Annotated in this window: 12 protein-coding genes; 7 read left to right on the top strand and 5 right to left on the bottom strand. The window is 60.4% G+C overall.

The features are described from left to right. The 3 genes from yidD to rpmH are packed head-to-tail and all read right to left on the bottom strand — an operon-like array spanning position 1 to position 791. Positions 1-246 carry a membrane protein insertion efficiency factor YidD gene (gene yidD, locus NJ69_RS22510; protein WP_011536514.1) on the bottom strand — a complete coding sequence of 82 codons (246 nt, stop codon included), beginning with the start codon at positions 244-246 and terminating at the stop codon, positions 1-3. After that, entirely contained in the window at positions 239-643 is a 405-nt protein-coding gene (rnpA, locus tag NJ69_RS18910; RefSeq protein WP_037028324.1) for a ribonuclease P protein component, read from the bottom strand. The genes yidD and rnpA overlap by 8 nt, the downstream gene beginning before the upstream one ends. A gap of 13 nt (positions 644-656) precedes the next feature. After that, entirely contained in the window at positions 657-791 is a 135-nt protein-coding gene (rpmH, locus tag NJ69_RS18905; protein WP_003253163.1) for a 50S ribosomal protein L34, read from the bottom strand. Positions 792-1,377: 586 nt separating this feature from the next. On the opposite strand from rpmH, the gene dnaA reads away from it, so the two are divergent. The 4 genes from dnaA to gyrB are packed head-to-tail and all read left to right on the top strand — an operon-like array spanning position 1,378 to position 7,600. Then, a complete protein-coding gene (gene dnaA / locus NJ69_RS18900; protein WP_039582181.1) occupies positions 1,378-2,913 on the top strand; it encodes a chromosomal replication initiator protein DnaA in 1,536 nt (511 codons plus the stop codon). Between the two features lie 40 nt (positions 2,914-2,953). Further along, a complete protein-coding gene (dnaN, locus tag NJ69_RS18895) occupies positions 2,954-4,057 on the top strand; it encodes a DNA polymerase III subunit beta (RefSeq protein ID WP_029614323.1) in 1,104 nt (367 codons plus the stop codon). Between the two features lie 14 nt (positions 4,058-4,071). Further along, the gene (recF, locus tag NJ69_RS18890) at positions 4,072-5,175 is read left to right on the top strand and encodes a DNA replication/repair protein RecF (RefSeq protein WP_039582178.1); all 1,104 of its coding nucleotides are present in this window, start codon (positions 4,072-4,074) and stop codon (positions 5,173-5,175) included. A 4-nt stretch (positions 5,176-5,179) separates the two neighbouring features. Beyond that, positions 5,180-7,600, top strand: a complete 2,421-nt coding sequence (gyrB, locus tag NJ69_RS18885) for a DNA topoisomerase (ATP-hydrolyzing) subunit B (protein WP_039582175.1) — start codon at positions 5,180-5,182, stop codon at positions 7,598-7,600. A 103-nt stretch (positions 7,601-7,703) separates the two neighbouring features. On the opposite strand, the gene NJ69_RS18880 is transcribed toward gyrB, so the two are convergent. Next, positions 7,704-9,008 carry a sigma-54 interaction domain-containing protein gene (locus NJ69_RS18880; RefSeq protein ID WP_039582174.1) on the bottom strand — a complete coding sequence of 435 codons (1,305 nt, stop codon included), beginning with the start codon at positions 9,006-9,008 and terminating at the stop codon, positions 7,704-7,706. Positions 9,009-9,231: 223 nt separating this feature from the next. Here NJ69_RS18880 and NJ69_RS18875 point away from each other — a divergent pair, with 223 nt between their 5' ends. The 3 genes from NJ69_RS18875 to NJ69_RS18865 are packed head-to-tail and all read left to right on the top strand — an operon-like array spanning position 9,232 to position 12,244. Continuing rightward, positions 9,232-10,116 (top strand): MBL fold metallo-hydrolase, encoded by an 885-nt coding sequence (locus NJ69_RS18875; protein ID WP_039582172.1) that lies wholly within the window; start codon positions 9,232-9,234, stop codon positions 10,114-10,116. Between the two features lie 38 nt (positions 10,117-10,154). Next, entirely contained in the window at positions 10,155-11,429 is a 1,275-nt protein-coding gene (locus tag NJ69_RS18870) for an NAD(P)/FAD-dependent oxidoreductase (RefSeq protein ID WP_039582170.1), read from the top strand. Then, positions 11,426-12,244 carry a sulfite exporter TauE/SafE family protein gene (locus NJ69_RS18865; protein WP_039582168.1) on the top strand — a complete coding sequence of 273 codons (819 nt, stop codon included), beginning with the start codon at positions 11,426-11,428 and terminating at the stop codon, positions 12,242-12,244. The genes NJ69_RS18870 and NJ69_RS18865 overlap by 4 nt, the downstream gene beginning before the upstream one ends. Here NJ69_RS18865 and NJ69_RS18860 read toward each other — a convergent pair. Next, positions 12,233-13,120, bottom strand: coding sequence for a LysR family transcriptional regulator (locus NJ69_RS18860; protein WP_029614309.1), 888 nt, complete (start codon positions 13,118-13,120; stop codon positions 12,233-12,235). The two genes, NJ69_RS18865 and NJ69_RS18860, sit on opposite strands and share 12 nt — an antisense overlap. Positions 13,121-13,228 lie beyond the last annotated feature (108 nt).

The raw sequence follows: 13,228 nt of genomic DNA, 5'->3' as shown, positions 1-13,228 counted from the left end.
TTACTCGGCTATCGAAGAAGTTCGGGAAGAAGGAGCTGGCGGGACGGGATCGAAACCGCCGTCGTTCCACGGATGACAACGACCCAGGCGACGAACGGCAAGCCACCCGCCACGCAGGAGGCCATGGTTTTCAATGGCTTCGTACGCGTAACAGGAGCAACTGGGATAGAAACGACAGTGACTGGCCATCAGAGGACTAATGGCGTAACGGTAGAACTGGATCGGAACGAGGGCCAGTTTACGCATCGTGACTGTCTACCCGTGCGGAATCGGCAGGTACCGCTGGAGCGGGCCGACCGCGGGCCAGACGCTTCCAGAGTTTGCCAAAGTGTTGGTGCAATTCTGGGTTTTCCACCTCGCCCAACCCCTTGCGCGCGACGATCACGATATCCAGCCCGGCCAGACTGTGCTGGTGCAGACGGAACGAGTCGCGCATCAAGCGTTTGAGGCGATTGCGCTGAACGGCGAGCTTGACGCTCTTCTTGCCGATCACCAAGCCGAGGCGTGGATGATCCAACCCGTTCTCGCGAGCAAGGATAAGCAGGTTTTTCCCTGGAACCTTGCCGGTTGGGGAGTCAAAGACCGCTTTGAAATGCCGGGGTGTAAGCAGTCGCTTGTCCCGACTGAAGTCCTGACTCACCACCTGTACCGAAAAATCAAATGGCCAGACGCTTACGGCCTTTGGCACGACGACGCGACAGAACGGCGCGGCCGTTCTTGGTGGCCATACGAGCACGGAAACCGTGGGTGCGCGCGCGCTTGATGGTGCTTGGTTGGAAAGTACGTTTCATGGCGTGTTACCTGGGTTGTCGACAACGGGCCGGGATGGCCCCCTTTTTAAGAGACCGGCGATTCTAGAGAAAGCAAGGCAATAGGTCAATTTCCAACCAACATTCCTTGAAGGTGCGCCTTCCAGGTGATCGGGTGCCTGGAACGCCGTCGGCCCATCGAGCACGTTCAGTCGCTTAACATGAAAAATAGAAAGGACATATTTAAAGCTTTTCTGAAGAACTTATAAATCTTATGTGGACAAGTATCTGTGGATAACCAGCTGAAGGCCTTATTCCATAGGTTGTACAGAGAATCATAAGTATGTCGGTAACAGGTGCTGCGGCTGTGCTCATCAGACAAATAACCTGTGGATTGAATAGGGCCTTATCCACAGATGATTTATCCACAGCGTTGAGCATAGGGTTGTGCATAGCCCTCATGCTGGGTTATCCACAGTGCTTATGAGCGATCCCCTGCGTTGTACTGGTCGTTAAATGGCAGATATGGCACGTCCCAATCCTCGGTCTCGTGTGGATAAGTGGCCGCTCGCCCGGTACAATGGCGGTTTGCTTTTGCCTCATCCGGCTTTCAACTCAGGGGATATCCGTGTCAGTGGAACTTTGGCAGCAGTGCGTGGAGCTTCTGCGCGATGAACTGCCTGCCCAGCAATTCAACACCTGGATCCGTCCGCTACAGGTCGAAGCCGAAGGCGACGAGTTGCGCGTCTATGCGCCTAACCGTTTTGTCCTCGATTGGGTCAATGAAAAGTATCTCGGCCGCCTGCTCGAACTGCTGGGTGAGCAAGGCAGCGGCTTGGCGCCGGCGCTTTCGCTGTTGATCGGCAGTCGTCGTAGTTCTGCGCCAAGGGCCGCGCCGAACGCACCGGTGAGTGCAGCGATGGCGGCATCTTTGGCTCAGACTCAGGCCAAGCAGGTAGTGCAGCCGGCCGCTGCGCCAACTGTAGCCGCCGCCGCAGTGGCTCCTGTCGAGCCTGCGTCGGTCAGCGAAGCCGAATCGCCCGCCAACAATGTCTACGACACCACAGACGAGCCGACCCCAGCTCCAGTTGCCGCCACGCGTAGCGAGCAACGCACTGTGCAGGTCGAGGGCGCGCTCAAGCACACCAGTTACTTGAACCGTACCTTCACCTTCGAAACCTTCGTCGAGGGCAAGTCCAACCAGTTGGCACGCGCTGCCGCCTGGCAGGTGGCCGACAATCCCAAGCATGGCTACAACCCACTCTTCCTTTATGGTGGCGTCGGTTTGGGTAAGACCCACTTGATGCATGCTGTGGGTAACCACCTGTTGAAGAAGAACCCGAATGCCAAGGTCGTCTACCTGCATTCCGAGCGTTTCGTCGCCGACATGGTCAAAGCCCTGCAGCTCAATGCGATCAACGAATTCAAACGGTTCTACCGCTCGGTGGACGCGCTGTTGATCGACGACATCCAGTTCTTCGCGCGCAAAGAGCGTTCCCAGGAAGAGTTTTTCCACACCTTCAACGCGTTGCTCGAGGGGGGTCAGCAGGTCATTCTCACCAGCGACCGCTATCCCAAGGAAATCGAAGGCCTGGAAGAACGCCTCAAGTCGCGGTTCGGTTGGGGCCTGACGGTTGCCGTCGAGCCACCTGAACTGGAGACTCGCGTTGCGATCCTGATGAAGAAGGCCGACCAGGCCAAGGTGGAACTGCCCCACGATGCGGCGTTCTTCATCGCCCAGCGCATTCGCTCCAACGTTCGCGAACTGGAAGGGGCGCTCAAGCGGGTGATCGCCCATTCGCACTTCATGGGGCGTGATATCACCATCGAATTGATCCGCGAGTCGCTCAAGGATCTGTTGGCGCTGCAAGACAAGCTGGTCAGTGTGGATAACATCCAGCGCACCGTGGCCGAGTACTACAAGATCAAGATCTCCGATCTGTTGTCCAAGCGCCGTTCGCGCTCTGTGGCTCGCCCGCGTCAGGTGGCCATGGCCCTGTCCAAGGAGCTGACCAACCACAGCTTGCCGGAGATCGGCGACATGTTCGGCGGCCGGGATCACACCACGGTGCTGCACGCCTGCCGCAAGATCAACGAATTGAAGGAATCCGACGCGGACATCCGCGAGGACTACAAGAACCTGCTGCGCACGCTGACCACCTGATGGGTGACGGCGCAGCTTATTGAAGGCAAGGGACTAGACCATGCATTTCACCATTCAACGCGAAGCCCTGTTGAAACCCCTGCAACTGGTCGCAGGCGTCGTCGAGCGCCGCCAGACCTTGCCGGTCCTGTCCAACGTCCTGCTGGTGGTACAAGGCCAGCAACTGTCGTTGACCGGTACCGACCTGGAAGTCGAACTGGTTGGCCGCGTGCAATTGGAAGAGTCGGCCGAGCCCGGCGAAATCACCGTTCCGGCACGTAAGCTGATGGACATCTGCAAGAGTCTGCCCAGTGACGCGCTGATCGATATCAAGCTCGACGAGCAGAAGTTGTTGGTCAAGGCCGGGCGCAGCCGCTTCACCCTGTCCACGCTGCCCGCCAATGATTTCCCCACTGTAGAGGAAGGTCCGGGATCGCTGACCTGCAATCTGGAGCAGAGCAAGCTGCGTCGCTTGATCGAGCGCACCAGCTTCGCAATGGCTCAGCAGGATGTGCGCTACTACCTCAACGGTATGTTGTTGGAAGTCTCGACCGACACACTGCGCGCCGTTGCCACCGACGGCCATCGTCTTGCGCTGTGCGCAATGCACGCGCAGATTGGTCAGGCCGAACGCCATCAGGTCATCGTGCCGCGCAAAGGTATTCTTGAACTGGCCCGACTGCTGACTGACCCGGAAGGTATGGTCAGCATCGTGCTGGGCCAGCACCACATTCGCGCGACCACGGGTGAGTTCACCTTCACCTCGAAACTGGTCGATGGCAAATTCCCTGATTACGAGCGTGTACTGCCTAAGGGCGGCGACAAGTTGGTCGTGGGTGATCGCCAGGCCCTGCGTGAAGCGTTCAGCCGTACCGCGATTCTCTCCAACGAAAAGTACCGTGGCATCCGTCTGCAATTGGCTTCGGGTCAGCTCAAGATTCAGGCCAACAACCCGGAGCAGGAAGAAGCCGAGGAAGAGATCAGCGTGGACTACGAAGGCGGCTCGTTGGAGATCGGCTTCAACGTCAGCTACCTGCTGGACGTTTTGGGAGTGATGACCACTGAGCAAGTTCGTTTGATCCTGGCCGACTCCAACAGCAGTGCGCTGTTGCAGGAAGCCGGCAATGACGACTCGTCCTACGTCGTCATGCCGATGCGCCTGTAACCGTAGCAGGCCCAATGTCCCTTCGACGTCTGTCGGTCACCGCGGTGCGAAACCTGCACCCGGTGACCCTGTCTCCCTCCCCCCGCATCAACATCCTCTACGGCGCTAATGGCAGCGGCAAGACCAGTGTGCTCGAAGCCGTTCATCTGCTTGGGCTAGCGCGCTCGTTTCGCAGCACTCGCCTGAATCCTGTCATTCAATACGAGCAGCCGACCTGTACGGTTTTCGGTCAGGTCGAGGTGTCAGACGGGGCGACCAGTAACCTGGGTGTTTCGCGTGAGCGGCAGGGCGATTTCACGATTCGCATAGATGGCCAGAACGCGCGCAGCGCGGCTCAATTGGCTGAGATGCTCCCCCTACAACTGATCAACCCCGACAGCTTCCGGCTATTGGAAGGCGCCCCCAAGGTACGCCGACAGTTTTTGGATTGGGGCGTGTTCCACGTGGAACCTCGATTCATGGCTACCTGGCAGCGCCTGCAGAAGGCCCTGCGGCAGCGGAACTCGTGGCTGCGACATGGTACACTTGACGCCGCTTCGCAAGCCGCCTGGGACCGGGAATTGTGTCTCGCCAGCGCGGAAATAGATGAATACCGTCGCAACTACATCAAGGCCTTGAAGCCCGTCTTCGAGCGAACCCTGAGTGAACTGGTCGAGCTGGACGGATTGAGCCTTAGCTACTATCGAGGCTGGGATAAGGATCGGGATCTTAGCGATGTCCTGTCCACTGCGCTGCTTAGAGACCAGCAGATGGGCCACACCCAGGCCGGTCCTCAGCGTGCAGATCTACGTCTGAGATTGGGCGCCAACAACGCGGCCGACATCCTCTCACGGGGTCAGCAAAAACTGGTGGTTTGTGCCCTGCGTATTGCTCAGGGACACTTGGTTAGCCAGGCTCGCCGCGGTCAGTGTATTTATCTGGTGGATGACTTGCCGTCCGAGCTGGACGAGCAGCACCGCCGTGCGCTATGCCGCTTGCTTGAAGAATTACGCTGCCAGGTGTTCATCACCTGTGTAGATCACGAATTACTGAGGGAAGGCTGGCAGACGGATACGCCAGTTGCTTTGTTCCACGTGGAACAAGGCCGTATCACCCAGACCCACGACCACCGGGAGTGAAGGCATGAGCGAAAATCAAACGTACGATTCCTCCAGCATCAAGGTGCTGAAAGGGCTGGATGCCGTGCGCAAGCGTCCCGGCATGTACATTGGCGACACCGATGATGGTAGCGGCCTGCACCACATGGTCTTCGAAGTGGTCGACAACTCGATCGACGAGGCGCTCGCCGGTCATTGCGATGACATCACCGTCATCATTCACCCTGACGAATCGATCAGCGTGCGCGACAACGGTCGCGGTATTCCGGTCGACGTACACAAGGAAGAAGGGGTTTCCGCCGCTGAGGTCATCATGACCGTCCTGCACGCAGGCGGTAAGTTCGATGACAACTCCTACAAGGTATCCGGCGGCCTGCACGGTGTAGGCGTCTCCGTAGTGAACGCGCTGTCGGAAAAACTGGTGTTGACCGTGCGTCGCAGCGGCAAGATCTGGGAGCAGACCTACGTTCATGGCGTACCACAGGCGCCGATGGCGGTTGTCGGTGAAAGCGAAACCACCGGTACCCACATCCACTTCAAGCCCTCGGCCGAAACCTTCAAGAACATTCACTTCAGCTGGGACATCCTGGCGAAGCGGATTCGTGAGCTCTCTTTCCTCAACTCGGGTGTCGGCATCCTGCTGAAGGATGAGCGGTCGGGCAAGGAAGAGTTCTTCAAGTATGAGGGCGGTCTGCGCGCCTTCGTCGATTTCCTGAACACCAACAAGACGCCGGTCAACTCTCAGGTGTTCCACTTCAACGTCCAACGAGACGATGGTGTGGGCGTTGAAGTCGCGTTGCAGTGGAACGACAGCTTCAACGAAAACCTGCTGTGCTTCACCAACAACATTCCTCAGCGCGATGGCGGTACTCACCTGGTGGGCTTCCGCTCTTCGCTGACGCGCAGCTTGAACAACTACATCGAGCAAGAAGGTCTGGCCAAGAAGAATAAGGTTGCGACCACGGGTGACGATGCGCGGGAAGGCCTGACTGCGATCATTTCGGTCAAAGTGCCGGATCCCAAGTTCAGCTCGCAGACCAAGGACAAGCTGGTCTCCTCGGAGGTGAAGACCGCCGTGGAACAGGAGATGAACAAGTACTTCGCCGACTTCCTGTTGGAGAACCCCAACGAAGCCAAGGCAGTGGTCGGCAAGATGATCGACGCCGCGCGTGCTCGAGAAGCAGCGCGTAAAGCACGGGAGATGACTCGCCGTAAAGGTGCGCTGGATATCGCCGGTCTGCCGGGGAAACTGGCCGACTGCCAGGAAAAGGATCCTGCCCTTTCCGAACTGTACCTGGTGGAGGGTGACTCTGCAGGTGGCTCAGCCAAGCAAGGTCGTAACCGGCGCACTCAAGCGATCCTGCCTCTGAAGGGTAAGATCCTGAACGTCGAAAAAGCGCGCTTCGACAAGATGATCTCCTCCCAGGAGGTCGGCACGCTGATCACTGCGCTGGGCTGTGGCATCGGTCGCGACGAGTACAACATCGAGAAACTGCGCTACCACAACATCATCATCATGACCGATGCTGACGTCGACGGTTCGCACATCCGTACGCTGCTGCTGACCTTCTTCTTCCGCCAGTTGCCCGAGTTGGTCGAGCGTGGCTACATCTACATCGCTCAGCCGCCGCTGTACAAGGTCAAGCGTGGTAAGCAGGAGCAGTACATCAAGGACGACGAGGCCATGGAGGAATACATGACCCAGTCGGCCCTCGAAGATGCCAGCCTGCACTTGGACGAGTCTGCGCCCGCCGTGTCCGGTGTCCAGCTCGAGTCCTTGGTCAACGACTTCCGTACGGTAATGAAGACGCTCAAGCGCCTGTCTCGCCTGTACCCGGAAGAGCTGACCGAGCACTTCATCTACCTGCCAGAAATCACTCAAGCTCACCTGGGCGAGCACGCCACCATGCAAGCCTGGCTGCCCAAACTCCAGGAGCGACTGAATAGCTGTCAGAAGTCTGGCTTGAGCTACAAGGTCAGCCTGCGCGAGGACAAGGAGCGCAGCCTGTGGCTGCCGGAAGTGGAAGTCACTTCCCACGGCCAGGCCAGCTACGTGACCTTCAACCGAGACTTCTTCGGCAGCAACGACTACCGCTCGGTCGTGGGTCTGGGTAACAAGCTGGCGACGCTGCTCGGTGAAGGCGCTTATGTTCAGCGCGGTGAGCGTCGCAAGGCGGTGACCGAGTTCAAGGAAGCGCTGGACTGGTTGATGAACGAAAGCACCAAGCGCCACACGATCCAGCGATACAAAGGACTGGGTGAGATGAACCCGGATCAGTTGTGGGAAACCACTATGGATCCAACTGTGCGCCGTATGCTCAAGGTCACCATTGAGGATGCCATCGCAGCCGACCAGCTGTTCAACACCCTGATGGGCGACGCTGTCGAGCCGCGCCGCGACTTCATCGAAAGCAATGCCCTGTCGGTGTCCAACCTGGACTTCTAATCGTCCTCCACCGTCAGCGCATCAAAAAAGCCAAGGCCTCACCCGCCTTGGCTTTTTTGTTTCCACTGAAGAGTGTTCCACGTGAAACACTCAAAAAAGTTGCTCACGACTCGAGATCTCTAAGCCGTCGATAAAGCGTCCGCTCACTCATTCCAAGCTGTTTAGCAAGCTCACGTCGAGAGCCGTTGAAACTATCCAGCGCTTGAGCCAGTGCCTTCAGTTCATGCAATTCACGTTTGTTCGTGCCCAAAGGGGCCTGCGCACCGCCCTCATCCAGCAGATGGGTTGCGCGAATCACACCGTCGTCGGCGAACAGCCAGGCACGCTCCAACAGGTTGCGCAGTTCACGAATGTTTCCGGGAAACGGATGCAGGCTAAGCCGCTCCAACGCATCCGTGTCCACCTGAGCTTTGCCTTTGCCAGCAATGCGTTGCAGCAGACTGTCGATCAACAGCGGCAGATCTTCGACCCGCTCGCGCAGCGCGGGTAGGCGAATGGGGAAGCCGCTGATGCGGTAGTAAAGGTCTTCGCGAAAGCTGCCGTCGGCCACCATGGCCTTGAGTGGTTTGTGGGTGGCCGAGACCAGACGGAAATCCGAGTGCACGGTGCGCAGACTGCCTACCGGTCTGAAGCTCCCGGTCTCGATCAGCCTCAGCAACTTGACCTGCATGGCCAACGGCACTTCGCCGATTTCATCGAGGAACAGCGTGCCCCCATGGGCGGCCTCGGCTAGGCCGATTTTGCGTTGGGTCGCTCCGGTAAAGGCACCCTTCTCGTAGCCGAACAGCTCGCTCTCGAACAGCGACTCGGTCAGCCCGGTGCAATCGACCACCACCAGCGGACCATTGGCCCGCGGGCTACCCAAGTGCAATGCACGGGCGAACAACTCCTTACCGGTGCCCGATTCACCCTGAAGCAGCACAGGAATCTGCGCGGGTGCAGCACGTTGCAGACTGGCCAGCGCGGCCTTGAATGCGCTGGACTGTCCGACCAGGCCCTGCTGCTGGGGCTGGGCAGCAGCGAGGGTGATGCTGGTCAGGCGTTCGACGAACGCGACCACCCTGCCCTGTTCGTCCAGGATGGGCCGCAGTTCCACGTCGACATGTTCCGGTCCACGCGGGGTGTGATGAATGTGCAAGACCCGCTCCGGCACCTTGCTGTCCCACGCCTTGCGCATCGGACAGTGCTCGCCGGCTTGATCGCAGGGCACCGCATAGTGGTGGGACACCCGATGGCATTTCTCGCCCAGGGGCGCACGATCCTCTATGGCGAACTGGCGCCGATAAGCCGCATTGGCGGCCAGGATGTTGTAGTCGGTATCGAGCACGATGCTGGGCAGCGCATCGTGTTCCAAGTAGGAAACCAGCGCTAGGATGGCAGGATGGTGTGCAGCCGCGAGCTCGGACATAAGGGCACCGGAGGAAACTGCCAGCGAGGTTAGCAAGGACTGCCAATCACTGCCAGTCGCTGTCAGATGACTGCCATCCCCGCTGGCAGCGAGCCCCTAAGCAGTAGGAATACCCCCGTGATTATGGGAAATCCCTGTCGGAAATGGCCTGGCATGCATCTTGAACAATGCTCAATCCCTGCCGACGCTTCTGTTCAGGCGAGGCAGCGTTTTGGAGACTGTGATGATCATTGGCAACAACCTTCATGTGGAAGCCTTGTACGACCCGGCAACCTCCACCATCAGCTACTTGGTGATGGACCGGGAAACCCGGTACTGCGCCCTGATCGACAGTGTGCTGGATTACGACCCGAAGTCCGGACGCACCGATCAGCACTCTGCCGACCAACTCATTGCCCGCGTCGAGGCCCTGGGCGCCAAGGTGCAGTGGATTCTGGAGACGCATGTCCATGCCGATCACCTGTCTGCAGCGGCCTATCTCAAGCAGCGTCTCGGCGGCCAGATCGGCATCGGCGCGCAGATCATCCAGGTGCAGAAAACCTTCGGTTCGCTGTTCAACGCCGACTCAGGATTCGCCCGCGACGGCAGTCAGTTCGACGTGCTGTTTAGTGATAACGACCGTTTTCGCATCGGCAACCTGCAGGCTCGGGCGCTGCACACGCCAGGTCATACGCCGGCCTGTATGAGCTATCAAGTCGAGGATGCCGGTGAGAGAGTCGTGTTCGTCGGCGACACGCTGTTCATGCCTGACTACGGAACGGCCCGCTGCGACTTCCCCGGCGCCAGCGCCCGTACCTTGTACCGATCGATCCGTCGCTTGCTGGCACTCCCGGAGCAGACTCGCCTGTTCATGTGTCACGACTACCTGCCAGGTGGTCGCGAGATGCAGTACGTCACCACGGTGGCCGAACAGCGTGCCCACAACGTGCACATCCACGAAGGCGTCAGCGAGGACAGTTTCGTGTCCATGCGTGAGGCTCGTGACGCCACGTTGGAAATGCCGGTTCTGATCCTGCCCTCCGTGCAGATCAACATGCGCAGCGGCCAGTTGCCCGAGCCCGAAGACAACGGCGTGCGCTACCTGAAGATCCCGCTCAACCTGCTCTGAGCCTGCGGCTCCCATAACCAGAATTCAAAGGAACTCCCATGCCTGCCCTGCATGCTTCTCCCGCCGCTGCTGACCACCATCAGGTGCTGATCGTCGGTGCCGGTGCCGCCGGTATCGCCACGGCTTCCAGTTTGATCAAGCGCGATCCGTCGCTCGAGATCACCCTCATCGACCCCTCCGCCATCCACTACTACCAGCCGGGCTGGACCATGGTGGGCGCGGGTGTATTCGAGGCCCCCTCCACCGCCCGCAACACCGCCGATCTACTGCCTGCCGGCGTGCGCTGGATTCAGTCGCGGGTGACCGGCTTCACCCCCGAGCAGCGCCAGGTGAGGCTGGAGGATGGCCGCACGTTGAGCTACCAGCAGTTGGTGGTCTGTCCTGGGCTCACGCTGGACTGGGGCGCCATTGAGGGCCTGGACGAAACGCTTGGCCGCAACGGGGTGACCTCCAACTACCGTTACGACCTCGCCCCCTACACCTGGAAGCTGGTGCAGTCGCTGCAACAAGGACGGGCGCTGTTCACTCAGCCGCCGATGCCGATCAAGTGCGCCGGCGCGCCGCAGAAAGCGCTGTACCTGTCCTGCGATCACTGGTTGCGCGCAGGTCGCCTAGGCGCCATCAAGCCGGCCTTCTTCAACGCCGGCGCCGTGCTGTTCGGCGTGGCCGACTATGTTCCGGCGCTGATGAGCTATATCGACAAGTACGGGGTCGACCTCAACTACAGCCAGCGTCTGGTGGCAGTGGACGGTCCCGCTCAGCGCGCCACCTTCGTGCGCACCTTGGCCGATGGCAGCAGCGAGACGCGCACCGAGCCCTTCGACTTCCTGCACGTGGTGCCGCCACAAGTGGCCCCGGACTTCATTCGCCAGAGCCCCCTCGCCGATGCAGCCGGTTGGGTGGATGTCGATCCGCACAGCCTGCGGCATCGCCAGTTCGCCGACATCCATGCACTGGGAGACGTCATCAACACCAGCAACGCCAAGACTGCCGCTGCCGCGCGCAAGCAGGCACCGGTGGTGGCCAACAATGTGCTGGTCGCACTGGGGCGTCTGTCCAAGCTGGCCGCCTATGACGGCTATGGCTCATGCCCACTCACCGTGGAGCGCGGCAAGATCGTCTTGGCCGAGTTCACCTACGGCGGCAAGCTCGCGCCCAGTTTCCCGCGCTGGCTGCTCGATGGCCGCAAGCCCACGCGGTTGGCCTGGCTGCTCAAAGCCCGAGTGCTACCGCCGCTGTACTGGAAGGCCATGCTCAAGGGCCACGAGTGGTTGGCGCGGCCACAACCCCTGGTAACCGAGACGTCCAAGTGATCGAACATCAAGTGCTCGGCGCCGGGCTAGGCGCCGTCATCGGTGCGGTCCTGGCATTGACCGGTGCTGGTGGCGGCATTCTGGCCGTGCCCTTGCTGGTCTTCGGGCTGGGGTTGTCGATGGTCGAAGCGGCGCCCATCGGCCTGCTGGCCGTGGGGCTAGCGGCGGCCGTAGGGGCTGTGCTTGGACTGCGTCAGGGCCGAGTGCGCTACCGTGCGGCGCTGCTCATCGCCGTCATCGGTATCGTCTGTGCGCCACTGGGGCTGGTGCTCGCTCATCGGTTGCCGAACGGGCCGCTGGCGTTGGTGTTCTCGGTCGTGCTGGTGTATGCCTGCCTGCGGATCTGGCGCAAGGCCAAGCGCGAACTGGCGGGTGAGTCGGCCTGCGCCGAGCGGCAGATCATGCCCTGTGTGCTCAACCCATTGCAGGGTCGTCTGCGCTGGACCTTGCCCTGCGCCCGCGCCTTGGCACTGACCGGCGCGGTGTCCGGCGTGCTGTCGGGGCTGCTGGGCGTGGGCGGCGGATTCGTCATCATTCCCGCTTTGAACCGTTACACCAACCTGGACATGAAGAGCATTGTCGCCACCTCGCTGGCGGTGATCGCGCTGGTGTCCGCCGGCAGCGTGGTCAGCGCCAGCCTAGGTGGCGTGATGCATTGGCAGGTCGGTGCGCCATTCGCCGCAGGCGCGGTCCTCGGCCTGTTGGCCGCTCGCCCGCTTGCTGCAAAGCTGGCCGGCCCGCGCCTCCAGCAACTGTTTGCCTTGGTGGGTATCGCCGCCGCAGTGTCGCTGGCGGCCAAGGTACTATTCGGCTAGCAGTTCGTGCTGCTGCTCGGCGCACAGCGTGAGCAGGTAATCCCAGACCACGCGCAGGCGCACGGATTTGTGCAGTTCGCGCCGGGTACAGATCCAGTAGCTGCGCTGGATGGTCTCGCTGGGCAGCACGCGGACCAGCCCGGGGTCATGTCGTGCCATGTAGTTGGGCAGCACTGCAATGCCCAGGCCCGCGCGGGCCGCCTGCTGCTGGGCGATCACGCTGGTGCTGCGAAAGACCACGCTCGGGGCTCTGCAGAAGCTGTTGAGGAACAGCAGTTCCTGGCTGAAGATCAGGTCGTCGACGTAGCCGATCCAGCTGTGACGGGCCAGGTCCTCGCGGCTTTGCAGCGGCGCGGCACGGTCCAGGTAGGCTTGGCTGGCGTAGAGCGCCAGGCGGTAGTCGGTGAGTTTGCGGGTGATCAACAGATCGGCATTGGGCCGTTCCAAGTGGATGCTGATTTCCGCCTCGCGATTGAGGATGCTGACGAAACGTGGCACCGCCACCAGTTCCACCTCCAGCCCCGGATAGCGCTCGAACAACACGCCCAGCCGTGGGGTGAAGAACATGATACCGATGCCTTCGGTCACGCCCAGACGGATCTTGCCCAGCGGGGTGATTGCCTGGGTGATTTCCTCCTGCGCCAGCAAGGCCACGTTTTCCATGGCCTCGGCGTGCTTGAGCAAGGCCTGGCCGGAGGGTGTCAGTTCGTAGCCCTGGGCGTGCTGGACGAACAGCGCGGTGCCCAGGCTCTGCTCGATGTTCTCGATATGCCGGGCCACGGTGCTGTGGGTGGTGTTAAGGCGCTTGGCTGCGGTGAGCAGGCGACCACTGCGCTGCAGCTCCAGGAAAAATCGCAGGTCGTTCCAGTCGAACATGCCGATCACTGTCTCGGTTCCATGGGCCGGCACACCGCCGTCACAACGGAGGATGCGGACGCCTAAGAAGATAACGCTGTGCTAAAACGCACAACGGCTGCGCGAAAA

It is taken from the genome of Pseudomonas parafulva (genome assembly GCF_000800255.1).
Lineage (GTDB): Bacteria > Pseudomonadota > Gammaproteobacteria > Pseudomonadales > Pseudomonadaceae > Aquipseudomonas > Aquipseudomonas boreofloridensis.
This window is presented reverse-complemented; position numbering and strand designations above follow the sequence as displayed.